Source organism: Mycobacterium paraense, assembly GCF_002101815.1.
Taxonomy (GTDB): domain Bacteria; phylum Actinomycetota; class Actinomycetes; order Mycobacteriales; family Mycobacteriaceae; genus Mycobacterium; species Mycobacterium paraense.
On sequence record NZ_LQPM01000003.1, the window covers coordinates 211953 to 234438 of the forward strand.

Genomic DNA, 22486 nt, shown 5'->3' on the forward strand with positions numbered 1-22486 from the left:
CACCTAACTTCTCTGGCTGGTTTTAGCAGCGATCCCGTTCAGCGCCTGGGTCATGTGCGCGCCCACCTTGGCGATGATCGGCTCGTCGATGACCTGGATGTGCTCGCCACCGACCGGCACGACCTCGAGGTCGGTCACGTGCTCGCCCCAGCCGCCATCCGGCTTGCGGGTGGCGTAGCGCGGTTCGAACATGATCGCGTCGTCATGGTAGCGATCGGCCATGTAGAGCGTGACGTGCCCGTCGTACGGCTGGATCTGGGCGGTATCGATCGCCCGATTGTCCAGGTACGACGTGCGCTGGTGCTCGATGATCCCGCCCGGGATCTGCACGCCGCTCGCTTTGACCGCCTCCAACACGAACTCCACCTGGCCCGCGTCGTCGAGCTGCTCGAGATGCTCGTAGGGAATCTCCGGGATGGTGACATTGAACGTCTTCTCGGCGAACCGGGCGTAGCGGTCCCAGCGCTTGCGGATCTCCTCCTTGGTCTGCGGGATCTCCTCGCCGGGGCGGACAGCGTCGATCAACCCGACCCATTCGACATCCTTGCCCAGCCGCTTGAGGCCGATCGCGCAGGCGTAGGCCAGCACGCCGCCGAGCGACCAGCCGGCGAGAATGTACGGCCCGTCGCCCTGGATCTCGATCAGCTTCGGAACGTACTGCGCCGCGCGCTCTTCGATCGACCCCTCGACCCGCTCCAGGCCGTACATCGGGGTGTCGGCCGGCAGCCGGTTGAGCAGCGGCTCGTAGACGACCGTCGAGCCGCCCGCCGGGTGGAACACGAAAACCGGCGGCTTCGCGCTGCCCTCCGGGCGCGCCCGCAGCGTGCGGACGAACCCGTCGACCACCCCGGCCTCCAGGTGCTCGCGCACCTTCTCCGCCAGCGCCTCGATGTTCTGCGACGTCAGCACGTCCTCGGCGGAGATCGGACCCTCGGCGCGCTCCGACAGTCGTTCCGCCATCTTGGCGGCCGTGTCGGCGTCCAGCTTGGGCAGCGGGTTGAAGATGCCGCCCGGCGACTTGCCGGTCACGATCGCCCACGTGGCGAAGGTGACCCGCTCGGAGGCGTCACGCGGTGGCACGTCGGAGTTCAGCGCCTTGGCGACCGCCTCCTGGTTGAGCGCTTCGGCCACCCCGGACACCGTCGGCTGTCCCCCGTTCACACCGGGGCCCGACGGGTTCGTCGGCGGCGGCGGGATCGGAACGTCGGAGGCCGGTGGCGCTTGCGTCTCCGGCTCGGCCTGCGGGTCGGGGGCCGGCGCCGCCACCGACGCGGGCGTGGCGCCGCTGAGCAATTCGGCCTGCTCCCTCGCGATTTCCTCCGCCGTCTGCGTCTTCTGGTGCTCGGCCAGCTGCTCGACCTCGTCGCGGTGCTCGACCGCGTACTCGATCAGCTTCTCGACGGCGTAGAGGTTGGCGTCGCGCACGGCCGTCAACTGGATGGGCGGGAGGTCGAAGTCGTACTCGACGCGGTTCTTGATCCGCACCGCCATCAGCGAGTCGAGGCCCAGCTCGATCAGCGGCACCTCCCACGGCAGGTCCTCGGGCTCGTAGCCCATGGCGGCGCCGACGATCGCGCCCAGCCGGTCGGCGATCGTCTCGCCGGAGTCCGGTGACCACTTGGTGAAGCCGGCCGGCATGTACCGGTTGGTCAGGCTGTCGCCGAGGGCCTCCTCCTCCGGGCCGTCGGCCGGAGCCTCCACTGCCGCCGCCCCGTTGGACGGAGCCGCGATCGCGGTGCCGGCGCCCACCGCCGCCGGCAGCACCGACTCGGCGCCGCCCCGGGTCACCAGCGCGTCGTACACCAGCGTGAACGACTCGTCGATGCGCGCGTGCACTTGAACCGACGCGCCGCCGGGATGCCGGGTCAGCGTGGTCACCAGCCGGGAGCCCTCCCCCGGCTTGGCCCGCTCCTCCGCGGCGGTCAGCTGCGCGTCCGGAAGGACCTCGGCCGCAGCGGCTTTCACCAGCGCCGCGAGGTCCGTCAAGCCCTTCGGCGCGTACTCCCAGACGTGGCGGCCGTCCGGCAGCGCGACGTGGTTGCCGGGCATGAGCACCGAGCCGCTGCTGGTGGCGACGTGCACGTCCAGCCAGTGCTCCTTGCGCTTGAACCGGGTCGGCGGGATGTTCGCGTAATCCTGGGGGCCCGCCGCGCGCGTGAACAGCGTCCGGGGATCCAGGTCATGCCCATAGACGTACAGCTGCGCCAGGGTCGAGACGATCGACTCGACCTCGTCCTGCTTGCGCGCCAGCGTCGGGATCAACTGGGCGTCGTGCAGGCCGGCGTCCGCCGTCGTCAGACCCACCTGCATCAGCGCCACCGGGTTGGGGGCCAGCTCGACGAAGGTGGTGTGTCCGCTGTCGACGGCGTTGCGGATGCCGTGGGTGAAGTAGACGCTGTGGCGCAGCCCCTTCTTCCAGTAGTCGACGTCGTGGATGGGCTCGGCGCCGGGCTTGATGTAGCTGCCCTCGTGCACGGTCGAGTAGATCCCGCACGTCGGGCTCATCGGCTTGATGCCCTGCAGTTCCGCGGCGAGCTCGCCCAGCAGCGGGTCCATCTGCGAGGTGTGGCTGGCGCCCTTGGTCTGGAACTTGCGGGCGAACTTGCCCTCGGATTCCGCGCGGGCGATGATCGCGTCCACCTGCTCGGGCGGGCCGCCGATGACCGTCTGCGTGGGCGCGGCGTAGACGCACACCTCCAGGTCGGGGAAGTCGGAGAACACCGTCTTGATCTCCTCGGCGGAGTACTCCACCAGCGCCATCAGCCGGATGTACTCGCCGAACAGCATCGCCTCGCCCTCGCCCATCAGATGGGAGCGGGAGCAGATGGCCCGGGTGGCGTCGCGCAGCGACAGGCCGCCGGCGAAGTAGGCGGACGCGGCCTCGCCCAGCGACTGTCCGACCACCGCGGCGGGCTTGGCGCCGTGATGCTTGAGCAGCTCGCCCAGCGCGATCTGGATCGCGAAGATGGTGACCTGGGTGGTCTCGATGCCGTAGTCCTGCGAGTCGTCGAGGATCAGCTCGAGCACCGAGTAGCCGAGCTCGTCCTGGACCAGCGCGTCGACCTTTTCGATCCACTGCGCGAAGACGTCGTTGCGCAGATACAGGCTCTTGCCCATCTTGCGGTGCTGCGCACCGAAGCCGGCCAGCACCCACACCGGTCCGTTGCTCACCGGCCCGTCGACGCTGAACACGTTCGGCCGCTGCTTGCCCTCGGCGATCGCGCGCAGGCCCTTGATGGCCTCCTCGTGGTCGTGCGCCAGCACCACCGCGCGCGAGCGACCATGGTTGCGGCGAGACAGGGACCGCCCGATCGATTCCAGCGACGACGCCTGGCCCTCGGGGCTTTCCATCCAGTCCGCGAGCTCGGCGGCCGCGGCCTTCTTCCGCGACGTCAGGAACGCCGAGATGACGAGCGGGATGACCGGCGGCGGAAGCTCTTGCGCCGCAAGCTCTTCCAGCGCGGCCTCCTTGAGGCTCAGTGCCTCTTCGGTGATCTCGGGGAGGTCTGGCTCGTCCTCCTCGGCCGCCGCGGAGGCGTCGGGGATGATGTTGCCGAAGTCGTCGAACCGCAGCGAATGCGCCTCGAACGTAGGTGTTTCGGCCGCTTCGGTGGCCGCCTTGGCCTCGGCCTGGGGCTCCGGCTCCTTTTCGACCACGTCGCGGGGCAGGACCTCGCGCACCACCACGTGCGCGTTGGCGCCGCCGAAGCCGAAGCTCGACACCCCGGCCAGCGCGTAGCCGCCGTAGCGCGGCCAATCGGTCGCCTTGTCAATGACTTTCAGGCGCATCGCGTCGAAGTCGATGTACGGGCTGGGGCCCGCGAAGTTGAGGGACGGCGGCAGCTTGTCGTGCTGCAGCGCCAGCACCACCTTGGCCATGCTGGCCGCGCCGGCGGCCGACTCCATGTGCCCCACATTGGTTTTCACCGCGCCCAGCAGCGCCGGACGGTCGGCCGGACGGCCCCTGCCGATGACCCGGCCCAGCGCCTCGGCCTCGATCGGGTCACCGAGGACGGTACCCGTGCCGTGCGCCTCGATGTAGTCGACGGTCCGCGGGTCGATGCCGGCGTCCTTGTAGGCCCGGCGCAGCACGTCGGCCTGCGCGTCCTGGTTCGGCGCGATCAGGCCGTTGGACCGGCCGTCGTGGTTGACGGCGGTGCCGGCGATCACGGCCAGGATCTGGTCGCCGTCGCGGCGCGCGTCGTCGACCCGCTTGAGCACCAGCATGCCGGCGCCCTCCGAGCGGGTGTAGCCGTCGGCGTCGGAGGAGAACGACTTGATCCGGCCGTCGGGGGCCAGCACCGCGCCGATCTCGTCGAAGCCCAGCGTCACCGCGGGCGTGATCAGCGCGTTCACGCCGCCGGCCACCGCAACATCGGCCTCGCCGTTGCGCAGCGCCTGCACGGCCTGGTGGATCGCCACCAGCGAGCTCGAGCACGCGGTGTCGATCGCGACCGAAGGCCCGCGGAAGTCGTAGAAGTAGGACACCCGGTTCGCGATGATCGACGGCGAGTTGCCGGTGATCGCGTACGGGTGCGCGACGGTCGGGTCGGAGATGGCCAAGAAGCCGTAGTCGTGGTTGGAGACGCCGACGTACACGCCGACCGCCTCGCCGCGCAGGCTCGACGCCGGGATGCGCGCGTGCTCGAGCGCCTCCCAGGTCAGCTCCAGCGCCATCCGCTGCTGCGGGTCGATGTTGTCGGCCTCGGTCTTGGCGATCGCGAAGAACTCGGAGTCGAAGCCCTTGATGTCCTTCAGGTAGCCGCCGCGGGTGCGGGCCTTGGCGACCCGCTCGGCCAGCCGCGGCTCCTCCAGGAATTCCTCCCAGCGGCCCTCGGGCAGGTCGGTGATGGCGTCGCGGCCCTCGATCAGCGCCTGCCAGGTTTCCTCGGGGCTGTTCATGTCGCCGGGCAGCCGAGTGGACAGGCCGACGATCGCGATGTCGACGCGCTCCGCGGGCCCCTTGCGCGACCAGTCAACGATCTCGACGTCGTCGTCGGGCCGTTCGGGTTCGCCCTCGATGATGCGCGTCGCCAGCGATTCGATGGTCGGATGCTGGAACGCCACCGCGACCGACAGGGTGACACCGGTCATGTCCTCGATGTCGGCGGCCATCGCCACGGCGTCGCGCGACGACAGGCCCAGCTCGACCATCGGCACCGACTCGTCGATCGAATCGGGCGACTGCCCGGTGGCCTTGGCCACGTAGTTGCGCAGCCACTCGCGCATCTCGGGGACCGTCAACTTGCGCCGCTCCTCCTCATCGCTCCGCTCTGCATCGTCGCCGGCGCGCAGCTCGGTCTTCTTGGCGGGCAGGTTCTCCTGCTGGTCCTGGGGATCGTCTATATCAGCCATGGTTCCTGGTTCAGTCGTTAGCGCCGGCGAAGGCGGTCGGGGAACCGATGCCGCTGCGCAAGCTTCCGTCGAGGTAGGCGGCGCGGCAGGCGCGCCGGCCGATCTTGCCGCTGGAGGTACGCGGAATGGTGCCGGCCTGCACCAGCAGCAGGTCGCGCACGGTCACCCCGTGCCGCACGGCGATGGCCGCCCGGATGTCGTCGGCAATGGGCTGGTAGTCGAGCTTGTGCGTGCCGGCGGCGCGCTCGGCGACGATCACCAGCTGCTCCGAGCTGTCCTCCGCGTCGTACTTGAGGCCGGCGTGCGGGTTGTCGAAGACCTCCTGCGGCAGCTGGTTGGCCGGCACGGAGAAGGCCGCCACGTAGCCGGTCCGCAGCGCGCGGCTGGCTTCCTGCGCCGAGTACTCGAGGTCCTGCGGGTAGTGGTTGCGGCCATCGATGATGACCAGGTCCTTGATGCGGCCGACAATATAGAGGTGGCCGTCGTGATAGGTGCCGTAGTCGCCGGTGCGCACCCACAACCCGTCGTCGGGGGCGCCCTCGGCGTGTGACTCGCTGATGCGGGACTTCAGGATGTTGCGGAAGGTGTGGTTGGTCTCTTCCTCCTTGCCCCAGTAGCCGATCCCCAGGTTGTTGCCATGCAGCCAGATCTCACCGACCTGACCGTCGGGCAGCTCGCTGGCCGTGTCGGGGTCGACGATCACCGCCCACTCGTCGACGCCGATGACACCCGCGGACACCTGGGCGACGGCGTTCGGCGCGTCGGCCGGGACCTCCACGAAGCGCTGGTTGTTCATCGCGTCGCGGTCGACGTGGATGACCCGGGGCGCCTCGTCCATCGGGGTGGTGGAGACGAACAGCGTCGCCTCGGCCAGGCCGTAGGACGGCTTGATGGCTGTCTCGCGCAGGCCGTAGGGCGCGAACGCCTCGTAGAACTTGCGCATCGACGCCGGCGACACCGGCTCGCTGCCGTTGAGGATGCCCTTGACGTTGCTCAGGTCCAGCGGCGGCTCGCCCTCCTTCGGGACGCCGCGCATTGCGGCGTGCTCGAAGGCGAAGTTCGGCGCGACGGTGAAGACCTCGCAGTCCGGGGCGTCGTCAGGCTTGCGCGCCATCTCCCGGATCCAGCGCCCGGGACGGCGCACGAACGCGGCCGGGGTCATGAAGGTGAAGTTGTGGCCGAGCACCGGCGACAGCAGCGCGGTGATCAGGCCCATGTCGTGGAAGAACGGCAACCAGGACAGCCCGCGGTCGCCCTCCTTGCCCTCGAGGCCGTTGAGCACCTGCAGCACGTTGGTGGGCAGGTTCAGGTGGGTGATCTCCACGCCCGTCGGGGTGCGGGTGGAACCGGAGGTGTACTGCAGGTAGGCGATGGTGGTCTCGTCCGCCTCGGGCTCCTGCCAGGTCGACGCGACCTCGTTGGGCACCGCGTCGACGGCGATGACGCGCGGCCGTTCCTTGGCCGCGCGGGCGCGGATGAACTTGCGGACGCCCTCGGCGGCCTCGGTGGTGGTCAGAATCGTCGAGGGCGTGCAGTCGTCCAGGACGGCGTGCAGCCGGCCGACGTGACCCGGCTCGCTCGGGTCGAACAGCGGCACGGCGATCCGGCCGGAGTACAGCGCCCCGAAGAACGCGATCAGGTAGTTGAGGTTCTGCGGGCACAGGATGGCGATGCGGTCACCGGGCTGGGTGACCTGTTGCAGGCGGGCGCCGACGGCGCGGTTACGGGCGCTGAATTCGGCCCACGAGATGTCGCGGTATTCACCGTCCCGCTCGGTGGAGAAGTCGACGAACCGGTAGGCCAGCTTGTCGCCGCGAACCTTCGCCCACTTCTCAACGTGACGAACCAGGTTCGTGTTGTCCGGGAACCTGATTTTTCCATTCACGATGAACGGGTTGTGGTACGCCATGCCGCCCTCTCCTGTCACAACCTGTGTCGGTCGGCGTGGCCGACCACTTTGGTGCCGGCCGCGCCGACGGGTCCTCTATACACGAGCCGGCTTAGAACGGCCCGCGCCCGGGAGCGCCGGTCCTTGCGGCCGCAACGAAGCTCTAATTGCTCTTAATTTTCTCTTAATGTTAAGTGCCGCCTCGCGGCAGACCAAATCACAAGGTACCGCCGATCGCGTCACGGATTCGCCTAGGTCGCGGGGGTGTCACCCATGTTTGGGATGTGGCGCGTTTTCGATCAGCCCGCGCGCCCAATTCAGCGTCCAATCCGTCGCCGGCGCCCCGTCCAGATTCCAGAACTGGGTGGTGGCGTACAGCGCGTGGACGGGTTGCCCGGCCCCGCCGGCCAGGGTGTTCAGGGTGTCGGGCAGCTTGGCCACGCTGAACGCCTCGTTCGGCGCGGCGCAGATGAGGTCGCCCGGCGCGCAGATCTCGTTCGTCTTGGCATTCAGCGCGCCGAAGCCGCCCGGCCGGGCGCCGGTCATGGTCAGCCCGAGGCCCGACAGCACCGGCACCTCGTGCAGGGTGATCTCGGCGCCCTCGCCGGGCGGGTTGGGCCCGATGTCGTTGCCGACCCCGTCCTGGCGGCGACCGTCGGCGATCAACGTCACACCCAGCACCAGGTCGTCATCGACGGGCCCGCGGCCGTTGCCGATGTCGCTGGCGATGTCGCCGACGATCACCGCGCCCTGCGAAAACCCCATCAGCACGTAGCTGGTCAGCGGGCACTTGTTGTTCATGTCGGTCATCGCCTGGACGGTCGCGCGGGTGCCTTCCGCACGGCTCTCGTTGTACGACATCTGCGTGTCGCCGCTCAGCGGATTGTGGAACTGCGCGGTGTAGGGGGTGGTGAACGTCTGCACCCTGGAGGAGGGGAACTGCTGGGCGATGTCCGCGGTCACCTTGTGCAGCAACGCATTCGGGAATTGCGCCGGGTTCAGCGGATCGTCCTGCGGGGCCGACTCCCAGGTGCCCGGGACGTTGATCAACTGCACGTCCGGGCACGACGCGTCCTGGGAAGCGGGCCGCGGCTTGTGCGGGTGCGTGGTCGTGGAGCTCGGCGGCAGGACGCCGGGCGGCACCGCGCTGGGCGGTGTCTTGGGGCCGCGCAGCAGCATCACCACGGCCACGATGACCAACAACACGACGCCGGCCACCGCAAGCGCGGCGATCCAGGCGAGGGTCCGGTGGCGTTTACGCCGCGCGCTCGTGGTCATGTTCTCCTGCTGCAGAGTCGGTCGATCGCAGCTCGGTACCAGGAAAGCGGCCGTGCCGCCCTCCGCTGCGCTCCCTACACGGTACCGGCGTCCGGACTAGCGGATTGCTCCCACGATGTCGCCCGACATGGCGCCCAGCTGCCCGGCCCACGAGCCCCAGCCGTTGTCGCCGCCGCCGGGGAAGTCGAAGTGGCCGTTGTGCCCGCCGTTGCTGCGGTACTGCTGGTAGAACATCCGGCTGTTGCCCATCGCCTCGGCGGCCTGGCCGATCATGGCGGCGGGGTCGCTGGCCGCGTCCGTGGTCGGGCTCCACACCCACACGCGGGTGTTGTTCTGCGCCAGCAGCGCGGCGTGCACCCAGGGGTCATGCCACTTCCACCGGCCCAGCTGCGGGGCGCCCCACATGCCGTTGCCGTCGACGCCGCCGAACTGCTGCAGGCCGGCCAGGATCGAACCGTTGGTGGTGGTGTTCGACGGGTAGAGGAACCCGGACAGGGAGCCGGCGAAGCCGTAGCGGTCGGGGTGGAAGCATGCGAGCGCCATCGCCGCGTAGCCGCCCTGGGAGGCGCCGACGGCGGCGTGGCCGCCGGGCGCCAGGCCCTTGTTGGCGGCCAGCCAGTTGGGCAGCTCGCTGGACAGGAAGGTGTCCCACTGCTTGCTGCCGTCGTTCTCCCAGTTCGTGTACATGCTGTAGGCGCCGCCCGCGGGCGCCGCGACGGAAATGCCCTTGCCGGCCAGCGTGTTCATCGCGTTGCCGGCGGTGACCCAGTTGCTGACGTCGGGGGCGGCGTCGAACGCGTCCAGCAGCACCACCATGTGCGGGCCGCCGGCCAGGAAGGCCACCGGGATGTCGCGGCCCATCGCCGCCGACGGCACCATCAGGGTCTCGTAGCCCGCCGCGCGGGCCTTCCCGAGGGGACCCCCCACCCCGAGGGCCAGAACCATGCCCATCAGCAACGTTGCCAGACCCCGCACGACCCTCATGTCCACCCTCCATCGTCTAGTCGCTGTCTGCACATTAGCCAGCGACGCCAGCGTCCCGTCCCGCGGGTAGTGAAACAGATCACACCGGCCGCAAACAACTAGCGGCGGGAACCCCGAAAGGTGCCCGCCGCCAGTCGCATTGCCGTGGTGTTTAGGTGCCGGTGCCGGTGCCCTGGTTGCCGGCGGCCGCGGCGGTAGCCGGGCCGGCGCCGGGGGTGGCGCCCAGCGTGGACTGCAGGTCAGGCTTCATCGCCTGCAGCTGCGCGCCCCAGTACGGCCAGTCGTGCGTGCCGTTGGCGTCGAAGTTGAACACCGCGTTGTGGCCACCCGCCTGGTTGTAGGCGTCCTGGAACTTCAGGTTCGAAGTCCGCACGAAGCCCTCGAGGAACTTGGCCGGCAGGTTGTCGCCACCGAGGTCGGACGGCTTGCCGTTACCGCAGTAGATCCAGATGCGGGTGTTGTTGGCGACGAGCTTGCCAACCTGCAGCGACGGGTCGTTGCGCTGCCAGGCCGGGTCGCTGGACGGGCCCCACATGTCGTCCTTCTTGTAGCCGCCCGCGTCGCCCATGGCCAGGCCGATCAGCGACGGGCCCATGCCTTGCGACGGGTCCAGCAGCGCCGACAGCGAGCCGGCGTAAACGAACTGGTTCGGGTGGTAGGCGGCCAGGATCAGCGCCGACGAACCGGCCATCGACAGACCGACGGCAGCGCTGCCGGTCGGCTTGACCTGCTTGTTGGAGGCCAGGTACGACGGCAGCTCGCTGGTCAGGAAGGTCTCCCACTTGTAGGTGGTGCAGCCGGCCTTACCGCAGGCGGGCTTGTACCAGTCGGAGTAGAAGCTGGACTGGCCGCCGACCGGCATGACCGTGGCGATGCCCGACTGGTTGTACCACTCGAACGCCGGGGTGTTGATGTCCCAGCCGTTGAAGTCGTCCTGCGCGCGCATGCCGTCGAGCAGGTAGAGCGCCGGCGCGTTGGCCCCGCCGCCCTGGAACTGAACCTTGATGTCGCGGCCCATTGCGGCCGAGGGAACCTGCAGGTACTCCACCGGCAGACCCGGGCGCGAGAACGCCCCGGCGGTCGCCGAGCCCCCCACGGCGCCAATCAGACCCGAGAGCAGGGCCGCGCCAACGGCCCCCACCACGAGCCGTCGTGGCATACCCGCCACGGCGCCGCGAAACCTGTCGACAAGCGTCATCCTTGCTTCCTCATCCTTCTTTCGGCCTTTCGGCGCATTTCTCCGATTGGACGCATCCCCGAATTGGGTCCGACTGCATACGCGTCGGGCGCAGCAGTGCTCGTGTAGTCAACCACACCCGGGCGCATCCCCTCTCATCGAGCCGCTCGGGCAAACCGCGATTTGGCGCTCCTACCCAACGATTTTGGGGCCAAACACCGACATGGAGAATCGCGTTTCCGCATGTGCTTGGCCGCGGGTGCGCACTGGTGAGAGCACAGATGTGAGATTGCTGGCAATGTCCTCGGACACGCCGGCGGAGCCGAATTCGGCACCCGCAGAAAAAAATTTCGGTCCGCCTGACCTACTCCCGCGGAGGCGGCGGAATTGCCTCCGGCACCGGCAGCCCGCACCGCGCGAGCTCGTAGAGCGGAACGCGATCGATTCGGTACTTGGTGAACTCGAACGAGTGCACGACGTTGGAGACGAAGCGGTGCAAGGTCATTGGCGCTCGCACCGAGCTGAGCACCGCCTGGGTCTCAGGGCATTTCAGGGCCGCCACCGCCTGCGCAACCCAATTCACGTCCAAATAGCCCGGAATGCCGGGATACAACTTGACCCAGGGGCCGTCGGCGATCACCCAGTCCGGGAAAAGGTTCTTGTCGTGCCCGATCCGGCCGTGCTTCAGCCGCTCGGTGTGCTGGGCCAGTGGGTTTGCCAGACCGATCTGGTCGATCACCCTGACGTCGAGGCCGACGTTCATGCCGAGCATCCCGAGGTTGGTGAAAAACACCGCATGCTGCGGCTTTTGCGGCGCGTTGGGGTCACCGGGCGCGGGCTGGAGCATCGGCACCAGGTCCCACTGGATGTAGTTGCCGGACGGCAGCAACAGCGCCCCGTCCGGGGTGTTGTCGAGGGCGGTCAGCACGGCGGCCATCCGCGGGTAGTCCAGGTAGTCCGCGGCGGTCAGCGGGTGCGCGTGCCCGGTGGCCTGCGCGTAGAAGCGGCGCTCGTCGACGATTCCCGAGTAGGTGACGTGGGTGGCGTCGTCGCCCATCCCGGGGGAGTTTGCTGCCCACAGCGACCAGCCGGCGATTCCGAGCCACAGCGCGGCGGCGGCGCCGGCCACCCAGTTACCCGTCTCCCGCGAGTAATCCGCGCCGTCGGGGATCGGCACCGGAATCACGGCCACGGGTGCCAGCAAACAAAACAGGGGCGCCAGCAGCACCCTGGCGTGCATGAAATCGCCGCCCTGCCGGATCCAGTACAAGCCCTGCAGCAGGCCGCTGACGACGACGAAGGCGACGACCGCCGGCGGGCTCTGCACCGCCCGCGCCACCCGGCCGTAGTCGGGCGCCAGCGCGGGGCGAAGGAACGACGGGCGGCGACGCGCCACCACCAGCAGCGCACCGAGCGCCAACAGCAGCACCACCGGTACCCAGACCGCGTACGGACCGTTGAAGTTCGAGAGGTAGATCATTCCCTGCGACCACTTGTCGCCGGCCGCGTCCTTGGCCAGGGCCGTCCCGGGCACCAGCAGCCCGTAGTAGCCCATCCGGAAGATCTCGTACGCCACCGGCAGGAAGCCGCCGGCCACCACGATCAGCACGCGGCGCCGCCAGGTGCGCGCGGCGATGAGCATCATGATCAGCGCCAGCCCGCCCATCAGCGCCAGGTCGGGCCGGACGAGGACGCTGAAGCCCGCGACGAAGGCCAGCGCGCCGATGAACACCCGGCCCTCCGCGCGCCCCCGCACCGGCTGCGCCCAGCACACCATCATCCACCACAGCAGCCCGAGATAGGCCAGCGTCAGGCCGCTCTCCAGGCCGGAGGTGGCAAAGTCACGCGCCGGCGGCAGCGCGATGTAGACCAGCGCCCCGGCCGGCAGCATGATCGCCCTGCGGCCCCGCAGGCTGGGGGCGTACAGGCGGCCTGCGCCCAGCATCAACAAGGCCACGCCGAGCACCGAAAGCGTCAGGGCCAGCGCCAGCGCCACGTACTCCATCCGCATCGGCCCGCCGACCCAGCTGCCCACGTACATCAGGTAGGTCCATGCGGTGGAGGTGTTCGCCTCGACCCGCTCGCCGGCGTTGAAGACCGGGCCATTGCCGGCCAGCAAATTGCGCACGGTGCGCAGCACGATCAGCCCGTCGTCGGCGATCCAGCGTCGCTGCCAGGCGCCCCAGGCGAACAGCGCGGCAACCACCACCACGCTGATCCACAGGCTGACCCGCACCATGGTGACGTAGGGGAACGGCGGGCGGCCGGCCCGCCTGATCACCGGCCGCCGGCGCAGCACCCCCGCCCCCAACGCCTTCAGCTGGGGGCTAGCCGAAGGCAACGGCGGCCCCAACTGTCGCGATCCAGGCCAGCGCCAGCAGCTGCAACACCCGGTCACGCAACGCAATGTCCTCGGGCTCCCCCGCGAGCCCGCCGTCGACGTCGACCGCGTAGCGCAGGATCGCGATGGTGAAGGGGACCATCGACACCGAGAACCAGCCGGCCGAACCGTGGTCGCGCTCGAAGGCCCACAGCCCGTAGCACAGCACCACGGCGGTCGCCGACATCGTCCAGATGAAGCGCAGGTAGGTGCCCGTATAGCTCTCCAGCGCCTTGCGGATCGCCGCGCCGGTGCGCTCGGCCAGCTGCAGCTCGGCGTAGCGCTTGCCGGCGGCCATGAACAGCGACCCGAACGCCATGATCAGCAAAAACCATTGCGACAGCCGGGTTTCGGCGGCCGCGCCCCCGGCGATGGCCCGCAACAGGAACCCCGAGGACACGATGCAGATGTCCATCACGGCCTGGTGCTTGAGGCCGAAGCAATAGGCCAGCTGAATCGCGATGTAGACCGCCATCACCAGCGCCAGGTTCGGCGTCAGCCACCAGGCCAGGCCGAGCGATGCGACCGCGAGCACGACGGCCAGGGTGTAGGCCAGCCATTCGGGCACCACGCCGGCGGCGATGGGGCGGAATCGTTTGGTGGGGTGTTCGCGGTCGGCCTCGACGTCGCGCACGTCGTTGATCAGGTACACCGCCGAGGCCGCCAGGCTGAACACCACGAAGGCGACCGCCATCTGAAGCCCGAGCTGGCCGTACTCGTAGCGGTGGCCGCGGCCCGCCGCGCTCAACGGCGCGGCCAGGACCAGCACGTTCTTCACCCATTGCCGCGGCCGGATCGCCTTGATCACCCCGACGATCAGGTTCGACGGCGGTCCGATCACCACGTCTTCGCTCATTGGGCACACACCTCTCCCGCTCGCCCCGCGATCCCCGCGACGGCGGCGCCCAGGGCGACGCCGAAAGCCACGTCGCTGGGATAGTGCACGCCCAGCAGTATCCGCGACAGCGCCATCGGCGGTACCAGGACCGCGGGCAGCGGCAGCCCGGTGACCCGGCCCATCAGGATGGCCGCGGCGGTGGTGGAGGTGGCGTGCGCGGAGGGAAAGCTCAGCCGGCTGGGGGTGCCGACGTTGACCGCGACGGCCGGATCATGCGGCCGTTGGCGGCGCACCACCCGCTTGACCAACACGGCGGCGGCGTGCGCGGCGAACGCGCCGGCCCCCACCGTCAGCCAATCGCGGCGACGACTCGGCATCAGGACCGCGCCGAGCACCGCGACGGCCAGCCAGCCGATGCTGTGCTCCCCGAAATGCGACAGCCCCCGCGCCACGGTCAGCACGCCGGGACGATCGGCCAGTGCCGACTGGACGGCCACCAGCGCGGCCACTTCGCCGCGCGGAGCGGCCGTTTCAGCCATGTTTGGGCTCGTTGTGCGGCGGCAGCAACGCCGCTTCCCACTTCTGCTTGCTCGACAGCACGGGCAACGCCTCCCGGTACACCCGGCGCATCTCGTCGAACCGGCTCAGCAGCTGGCGCTGCCGGCGCAGCGACTTGAGCAGCAGCGAGATCATCTTGCCGCGGTCGCGTTGCCGGTAGACGACCCCGCACCCATCGGCGGTCGTCACCGTCACGCCGTCGACGGTGCACAGCCGGAACCAGCGCGCGTCCTGCGTGGGCACGTTGTACTCCGGGCGCACGTGGGCCGCCGGGTCGGCCTTGGTCATGTTGTGAAAAATGCCGCGGGACAACCGGTAACCGATGGAGACCGGGTTCACCGGTGGCTTCATCGCCCTGCTTCGATGCATCGGCTGCGGCAGTTCGCTCGCCGCCGGCAGCACGACGGCGTCCGGGTACTCCTTGCGCAGACGGTGCACCTGCGGCAGCGCGCTTTCCAGGATGGAGAAGATGTGCTCGGGGCCGGCCAGGAAGTCGTCGATCGCCTTGTTCTGGATGGCCACCGTCGAATACTCAAGGCAGGCAAGATGTTTGAGCGTCGCCTTGAGGTGGCTGCGGACCAGCCCGGTCACGTCGCCGTCCCAGTGCATGGCCGCGACCACCAGCCGGTTGCGCAGGTGGAAGTAGGCCTGCCAGTCGATGGCGTCGTCCTTGTCGCTCCAGGCCATGTGCCAGATCGCCGCGCCGGGCAGCGTGACGGTCGGGTAGCCGCGCTCGGCAGCCCGCAGGCCGTAGTCGGCGTCGTCCCATTTGATGAACAGCGGCAGCGGCTGCCCGAGCTCCTCGGCGACCTGCCGCGGGATCATGCACGTCCACCAGCCGTTGTAGTCGACGTCGATGCGGCGGTGCAGCAGCTTGCTTCGATCGTTGTTGTCGTTCAACGGATATTCGGCGAAGTCGTGGTCGTACTCGGCGTGCGGCGCGGAGGTCCACATGAAGTTCGTCCGGTCCACGATCTCGCCCATGATGTGCAGGTGCGACGGCTCCTGCAGGTTGAGCATCTGGCCGCCCACCAGCATCGGGCTCTTGGCGAAGCGGTGCATCGCCAGCACCCGCAGGATGGAGTCCGGCTCGATGCGGATGTCGTCGTCCATGAACAGGATCTGTTGGCAATCCGTGTTTTTCAGCGCCTCGTACATCACCCGGCTGTAGCCCCCGGAGCCGCCGAGGTTGGGCTGGTCGTGGATGGACAGCCGATTGCCCAGCCGGGCGGCCGCGTCGGGGAAGTCGGGGTGATCGCGCACCTTGCGGACGCCTTGGTCGGGGACGATGACCGCCCCAATCACCTCGTCCACCAACGGGTCTGCGGTGAGCGTGCTCAGCGCGTTGACACAGTCGGAGGGACGGTTGAACGTGGGAATCCCCACCGCGATGTTGGCCGTGCCCGGGGCGGGCTCGGTCGCATACCAGCCGCCGCCGACGAGGGTGACCTTGCTGTCGGTGGTGATGTCGAACCAGATCCAGCCGCCGTCCTCGAACGGCTTGAGCGCCACCTCGATCTCGACCACTTGAACCTTGCTGGGCTGGTCGTCGGTGCCGGCGAATTCGCGGCCCTCGACGAAGATGCGGGCCCCAGTGGCCTTGGTCCGGTAGACGTCGACGCGGCCGGACCCGGTCAACTCGACGCGCAGCACCACTGACTGGCAGATCGACCAGCGCCGCCAGTAGCTGGCGGGGAACGCGTTGAAGTACGTCGCGAACGAGACCTCGGACTCCGCGCCGATCTCCAGCGACGTCCGCGAGGTGGCGTGCGCGCGCCGCGCGTTGGTCGTCGACTCCTCGAGGTACAGCTTGCGGACGTCGAGCGGTTCACCCGGACGCGGCAAGATGATTCGGGAAAGCAGGCTCACAGCGGTCATCCCCCCGCACCTTCCTCCACTAGGTCTTTGCCGTCGCGCAGGTGCGGCGCGAGGACGTTGTCGTACATGTTCAGTGCGCTGGCAATCGCCATGTGCATATCCAGATATTGGTAGGTGCCGAGCCGCCCGCCGAACAGCACCTTCGACGACGCGGTCTCGGACTTCGCCCGGGCCCGGTACGCCGCCACCAGGGCGCGGTCGGCCTCGGTGTTGATCGGGTAGTAGGGCTCGTCGTCGTCCTCGGCGAACCGGGAGTACTCGCGCATGATCACGGTCTTGTCGGTCGGATAGTCCCGCTCGGTGTGGAAGTGCCGGAACTCGTGGATCCGGGTGAAGGGCACCTCGGGATCGTTGTAGTTCATCACCGGCGTGCCCTGAAAGTCCCCGATGGGGAGGACTTCCACCTCGAAGTCCAGGGTGCGCCATCCGAGCCGGCCGTCGGCGTAGTCGAAGTAACGGTCCAGCGGGCCGGTGTACACGACGGGCGCGTCGGGGCTGTCCGCGCGCAGCTGGTCCCGCACGTCGAACCAGTCGGTGTCGAGCCTGACCTCGATGCGGTCGTCGGCGGCCATCCGCTTCAGCCAGGCCGTGTAGCCGTCGACCGGCAGGCCCTCGTAGGTGTCGCTGAAGTACCGGTTGTCGAAGGTGTAGCGCACCGGCAGCCGGGTGATGTTGGACGCCGGCAGTTCCTTGGGGTCGGTCTGCCACTGCTTGGCGGTGTAGCCCTTGACGAACGCCTCGTAGAGCGGCCGTCCGATCAGCGAGATCGCCTTCTCCTCCAGGTTTTGCGCGTCGGCGGTGTTGATCTCGGCGGCCTGCTCGGCGATGAGCTGCCGCGCTTCGTCCGGGGTGAAGTACCGGCCGAAGAACTGCGACACCAGGCCCAGCCCCATCGGGAACTGGTAGGCCTGGCCGTTGTGCATCGCGAACACCCGGTGGCGGTAGTCGGTGAACTCGGTGAACTGGCGGACGTAGTCCCAGACCCTCTTATTAGAGGTGTGGAACAGGTGCGCGCCGTACTTGTGCACTTCGATGCCGGTCTGCGGCTCGGCCTCGGAATACGCGTTGCCCCCGATGTGCGGGCGCCGTTCGACGACGAGCACGCGCTTTCCGAGTTGGGTAGCCACGCGCTCGGCGATGGTCAGGCCGAAGAATCCGGAACCGACGACAAAAAGATCGAAACGAGCGGTCATCGGTTGCTTAGGGTATCCGACCGCGCCGGTCTAACCCATTTGGCGAGGCCATGCGGTGCGGGTTAACCCAAATGACAACGACTTTCGGGGCCTCGCCGCCCCGGTCACAGTCGGAGTCGCAATTACCTCACGATTCAATATCAGCACTCTAGTCACAGCAATCCCACTCGTACCATCGACTCTGTGTGCTTCATGCCGGATAGGACGGAAGGGGCGCGCCGACACAACGCAGTTTCAATAGTTGTCCAGATTTGAGGAGACTTCCGTGCCGAACCGACGCCGACGCAAGCTTTCGACAGCCATGAGCGCGGTCGCCGCCGTGGCAGTGGCGAGTCCTTGCGCATACTTCCTTGTCTACGAATCCACCGCCGACAGCAAGCCGGCCGAGCACCACGAGTTCAAGAAGGCCGCGGTGATGTCCGACCTGCCCGGCGAACTGATGGGCGCGCTGTCGCAGGGCCTGTCGCAGTTCGGGATCAACTTGCCGCCCGTGCCCGCCCTGAGCGGGACCGGGGCCACCGGGGCGAGCACCCCGGGCCTGGCCAGTCCGGGCCTGGGCACCTCGGGGCTCACCAGCCCGGGTTTGACCAGCCCGGGCCTCACCAGCCCCGGTCTTGCCAGTCCGGGCTTGACCAGTCCGGCGCTGACCAGCCCGGGCCTGACGAGCCCGGCTTTGTCGAACCCGGGATTGCCGCCCACCACGCCCGGCGTCACCACGCCCGGTGCGGTGCCCACGACGCCGGCCGCGGGGCTCAACCCGGCGCTGACCAGCCCGGCCGGCGTCACCCCCGGCGTCGGCAGTCCCACCCTGTCGCCCAGTGAGGTGCCGATCGACTCGACGACCGGGTTGGACCCGGGCGCCGGTGGCACCTACCCGATCCTCGGTGACCCGTCCACGCTGGGCGGCGCCTCGCCGATCGCGTCCGGGGGCACCGGGGGCACCGGGGGCAGCTCGGGCGGTGGTGGCCTGGTCAACGACCTGATGCAGGCCGCCAACCAGTTGGGCGCCAGCCAGGCCATCGACCTGCTCAAGGGCCTGGTGATGCCGGCCATCATGCAGGGTGTCCAGCAGGGTGCCGCCGGTGGTGCGCCGGGTGCCGCGTTGCCGGCCGCCGCCGGTGCGCTGCCGGGCGCCGCCGGTGCGCTGCCGGGCGCGGCCAAGGCCCTGCCGGGCGCTGCCGCCGGTGCGCTGCCGGCCGCCGCGGGCGCCCTGCCGGGTGCCGCGGGTGCCCTGCCGGGTGCCGCGGGCGCCCTGCCGGGTGCTGCCGCGGGTGCGCTGCCGGCCGCCGCGGGTGCCGCGGGCGCCGTGCCGGGTGCCGCGGGCGCCCTGCCGGGTGCCGCCGCCGGTGCGCTGCCGGCCGCCGCGGGGGCGCTACCCGCCGCCGCGGGTGCTACCGGCGCCCTGACCGGTGCCGCCGCGCCGGTTCTGCCCCACTAGAACCCCACACAACCGGGAGGAACCTGTCCCCTGACGGCACCGCAGAGCCCCTCTGCGGTGCCGTCGAACAGGTTTTCGTGGACTTTTCGGCGTCAGCATCGTGTCGCCTCATAAATAACACCAGAAACACACGTAACATCAGCTGGTGTCGTCCCGCAGTCGTGCGCCAACGATGTTGCTCACCGCCATCGCGGCGACCGTCGTCATCGTCTCGTGGGTGGGCGACGCGACGCACGACCGCCGCGCGGCGGAGCCGCCGCGGAGCCAGGACACCCAGCTCGCCGAGCAGCCGCTGATCGGGCTCGGGGGCGGGGTCACGGTTCGCGAGCTCAGCCAGGGCACGCCGTTTTCATTGGTCGCGCTCACGGGCGACCTGGCGGGCACGTCCACCCGGGTGCGCGCCAAGCGCCCCGACGGTTCGTGGGGACCCTGGTATCAGACCGAGTACGAGACGGCGGCTCCCGACGCCGCGCCGGTGGGCGACGACGCCGCGGCCGTATCGGCCCGCCCGGCCGAGCCGACCGAGGGGCCGCGCAGCACCGACCCGGTGTTCGTGGGCACCACCACGACCGTCCAGATCGCGGTCACCCGCCCCCTCGATGCGCCGGTGACGCAGCCGGGCACCGCGACGGCCCCCGAGGGCCTGGGGTACAAGCCGGTCAGCAGGGAACAGCCCTTCGGGCAGAACATCTCCGCGATCCTCATCTCCCCGCCGCAAACGCCGTCCCGGACGCACTGGACGCCCCCGACCGGGGTCATGATGCCGGGGCAGCCGCCCCCGATCATCAGCCGCGCGGAGTGGGGCGCCGACGAATCGCTGCGCTGTGGTAGTCCCCAGTACGACAACGGGATTCGCGCCGCCGTCGTCCACCACACCGCCGGCAGCAACGACTACTCCCCGCTGGAATCGGCCGGGATCGTCAAGGCGATCTACACCTACCACAGCAAGACTTTGGGCTGGTGCGACATCGCGTACAACGCGCTGGTCGACAAGTACGGCCAGGTGTTCGAGGGCAGCGCCGGGGGCCTCACCAAGGCCGTCGAGGCCTTTCACACCGGCGGCTTCAACCGCAACACCTGGGGCGTGGCGATGATCGGGAACTTCGACGACGTGCCGCCCACGCCCATCCAGCTGCGGACCCTGGGCCGTCTGCTCGGGTGGCGGCTGGGCATGGACGGCGTCGACCCCAAGGGCACGGTGGCGCTGGAGTCCGCCGGCAGCCACTACACCACCTTCGCCGCCGGCACCATCGCCAACCTGCCCACCATCTTCACCCACCGCGACGTCGGCAACACCGACTGTCCCGGCAACGCCGCCTACGCCCTGATGGACGAAATCCGGGACATCGCATCGCATTTCAACGATCCGCCCGAGGAGCTGATCAACGCGCTGAAGGGCGGGGCGATCTATGACCATTGGCTGGCGATGGGCGGGATGAACAGCGTCCTGGGCGCACCCACCTCTCCGGAAGACAGCGCGGACGGCGACGCCCGCTTTGCCACCTTCGCGAAGGGCGCGATGTACTGGTCGCCCGAGATCGGCCCGCAGCCGGTGACCGGGGCCATCTACGACGCTTGGGCCTCGCTGAGCTACGAACGCGGGCCGCTCGGGCTGCCGACCAGCGCGGAAATCCAAGAGCCCCTGCAGATTACGCAGAATTTCCAGCACGGGACCCTCAACTACGAGCGGCTCACCGGCAACGTCACCTCGGTCGTCGACGGCATCACGACGCCGCTGTCCACGCAATCCCCGAGCGGCCCCGACGTGCCGCCCGAGCACTTCTCGCTGCCGAGCCACCCCTCCGCCACCTAGACCTATCGGGTCGTTTCGGACCACGTGTGGCCCCGGTCACAGTACGCTCGGATTTGCCCGGCATGACGGGGTTGGCCCGACGCGAGGGGAGACGGCCGTGTCGTTCGTGATCACAGAACCGGAGCTAGTGACGGCCGCAGCCGAGCGCCTGTCGGGCATCGGCACCAACCTCGTTGAGGCCACCGCCGCCGCCGCGGCCCCCACGACCGGGGTCGCCGCCGCGGCCTCCGACGAGGTGTCGATCGCAGTCTCGGAGGTGTTCGGCAGGTTCGGCCGCGAATTCCAGGCCCTCGGCGCCCAAGCGGTGGCGTTCCAGGACGAGTTCGTCGGCCTGCTCAACGGCGGCGCGGCGGCCTACCTGAGCACCGAGCTCGCCAACGCCCAGCAGGGCCTGCTGGCGACCGGCCTGTCCACGGGAACCGCTGCGTCCGGCCTGGCCGCCGCCGTCCCCGGGGGCGCGTATGGCCAACTGATCGTCAATACGTCGGCGAACCTGCAAAGCCTCTTCACCGCCTGGTCCGCCGACCCGTTCCCGCTCCTGCGGCAGGTCCTGGTCAACCAGCTGGGTTATTGGCAGCAGATCGCGACGGCGCTCACCAACACCCTCGAGAACTTCCCCGCCTTCCTGGCCAACCTGCCGGCGGCCATCCAGTCCGGCATCCAGCAACTCCTGGCCTTCAACCCGGCCTTCTATATCCAGCAATTCATCACCACGCAGCTCGGCTTCGCCCAGGAATTCGCCACCAACCTCTACGCCGCGGCCACCGGGGTCTGGGCCGGCCTGCCCGCGTTCGGCGCGCAGCTGCAGGTGGCCCTGCAGGCCGTCCTGGCTGGCGATTACTTCGGCGCGGTGCAGGACGTCGCCCAGGCGTTCGCGAATCTCCTTGTCACAGGAGTCAACCCGGGGACGCCATCGATCAGTCTCGTGTCTGTTATCCCCCCCACGGTGAACGCCACGGTGAATCCGACCCTGCTTGGCCCACTGGGGAACCTGTTCACCCTCGCGAATATCCCGGGGCAAGAGGCGCAGTATTTCACCAATCTGATGCCCCCGTCCATCCCTCGGCAGATGGCGCAGAATTTCACTAACGTGCTCAATACCCTTACTATTCCGAGCATTTCGGCGACCGCTGTCTTACAGGTAGCGAACCCTCCGACCGGATCGCTCAGCGCCTTCTTCGGGTTACCGTTGGTCATCACCTACGCCATGGCCGGTGCGCCACTCGCGACGCTGGGTGGGATGGCGGACGCCGCGACGGCGGTCCAGCAGGCGCTGTTGGCCGGCGACGGCGTGGGGGCCCTCGGCGCACTCGTCAACGCTCCCGCCGTCGTGGCCAACGGCTTCCTCAATGGCGAAACCGTCGTGGATATGACGGTTCCGGTGCCGGTGTTTTATGCACTGCCGTCGCCACTTCCTCCGATCAGCTTTACCGCGCAGATCGTCCTGCACCTGCCCTTCGACGGCATTCTTGTTCCGCCCCACCCTCTTACGGGGACGGTAGCCCTCACCAGCCCCATTTCTACTCAGCCGTCTCCCGTGACCGTCTTCGGCACGCCGTTCATGGGCCTGGCACCACTGATGCTCAACTACCTGCCGCAACAGCTGGCGGCAGCAATCGCGCCCACGGGCTAGCTGTACTCGGTCATCAGGTTGGTCGCAGTCGGCTGATCGGGGGTCGTCCTGCGAGTGCGCTGTGGCGTCGTCG

The 22486-nt window shown here is 69.0% G+C and carries 12 protein-coding genes and 1 pseudogene; 3 read left to right on the forward strand and 10 right to left on the reverse strand.

The features are described 5' to 3' along the window. Window positions 1-3: 3 nt before the first annotated feature. From pks13 to glf, 10 genes are all read right to left on the reverse strand, one after another. Entirely contained in the window at window positions 4-5355 is a 5352-nt protein-coding gene (gene pks13 / locus AWB89_RS02280; RefSeq protein WP_085171360.1) for a polyketide synthase Pks13, read from the reverse strand. 10 nt (window positions 5356-5365) lie between these two features. Then, on the reverse strand, window positions 5366-7264 hold the full coding sequence (fadD32, locus tag AWB89_RS02285; RefSeq protein ID WP_085095218.1) for a long-chain-fatty-acid--AMP ligase FadD32: 1899 nt from the start codon (window positions 7262-7264) through the stop codon (window positions 5366-5368). Window positions 7265-7510: 246 nt separating this feature from the next. Further along, a complete protein-coding gene (culp6, locus tag AWB89_RS02290) occupies window positions 7511-8521 on the reverse strand; it encodes a carboxylesterase Culp6 (RefSeq protein ID WP_085171361.1) in 1011 nt (336 codons plus the stop codon). Between the two features lie 96 nt (window positions 8522-8617). Further along, window positions 8618-9496 carry an alpha/beta hydrolase-fold protein gene (locus tag AWB89_RS02295; protein ID WP_372515193.1) on the reverse strand — a complete coding sequence of 293 codons (879 nt, stop codon included), beginning with the start codon at window positions 9494-9496 and terminating at the stop codon, window positions 8618-8620. 160 nt (window positions 9497-9656) lie between these two features. Next, window positions 9657-10703, reverse strand: coding sequence for a diacylglycerol acyltransferase/mycolyltransferase Ag85A (gene ag85A / locus AWB89_RS02300; RefSeq protein WP_085095222.1), 1047 nt, complete (start codon window positions 10701-10703; stop codon window positions 9657-9659). 343 nt (window positions 10704-11046) lie between these two features. Then, complete coding sequence (gene aftB, locus AWB89_RS02305; protein WP_276073376.1) at window positions 11047-13023, reverse strand: terminal beta-(1->2)-arabinofuranosyltransferase; 1977 nt, start codon at window positions 13021-13023, stop codon at window positions 11047-11049. Continuing rightward, the gene (locus AWB89_RS02310; protein ID WP_085171363.1) at window positions 13010-13918 is read right to left on the reverse strand and encodes a decaprenyl-phosphate phosphoribosyltransferase; all 909 of its coding nucleotides are present in this window, start codon (window positions 13916-13918) and stop codon (window positions 13010-13012) included. The genes aftB and AWB89_RS02310 overlap by 14 nt, the downstream gene beginning before the upstream one ends. Continuing rightward, complete coding sequence (locus AWB89_RS02315; protein WP_085095228.1) at window positions 13915-14439, reverse strand: phosphatase PAP2 family protein; 525 nt, start codon at window positions 14437-14439, stop codon at window positions 13915-13917. The genes AWB89_RS02310 and AWB89_RS02315 overlap by 4 nt, the downstream gene beginning before the upstream one ends. Continuing rightward, entirely contained in the window at window positions 14432-16336 is a 1905-nt protein-coding gene (locus AWB89_RS02320; protein ID WP_085171364.1) for a glycosyltransferase, read from the reverse strand. The genes AWB89_RS02315 and AWB89_RS02320 overlap by 8 nt, the downstream gene beginning before the upstream one ends. Continuing rightward, the gene (gene glf, locus AWB89_RS02325) at window positions 16333-17529 is read right to left on the reverse strand and encodes a UDP-galactopyranose mutase (RefSeq protein ID WP_085095232.1); all 1197 of its coding nucleotides are present in this window, start codon (window positions 17527-17529) and stop codon (window positions 16333-16335) included. Before glf ends, AWB89_RS02320 begins: the two co-directional genes overlap by 4 nt. 265 nt (window positions 17530-17794) lie before the next feature. On the opposite strand from glf, the pseudogene AWB89_RS02330 reads away from it, so the two are divergent. The 3 genes and pseudogenes from AWB89_RS02330 to AWB89_RS02340 form a co-directional block, all read left to right on the forward strand. Next, window positions 17795-18658 (forward strand): annotated as a pseudogene (locus AWB89_RS02330) (PirG); the annotation flags it as partial. 454 nt (window positions 18659-19112) lie between these two features. Next, entirely contained in the window at window positions 19113-20780 is a 1668-nt protein-coding gene (locus tag AWB89_RS02335; RefSeq protein ID WP_193791355.1) for an LGFP repeat-containing protein, read from the forward strand. 97 nt (window positions 20781-20877) lie between these two features. After that, on the forward strand, window positions 20878-22413 hold the full coding sequence (locus tag AWB89_RS02340) for a PE family protein (protein ID WP_085171366.1): 1536 nt from the start codon (window positions 20878-20880) through the stop codon (window positions 22411-22413). The last annotated feature ends 73 nt before the right edge of the window (window positions 22414-22486 follow it).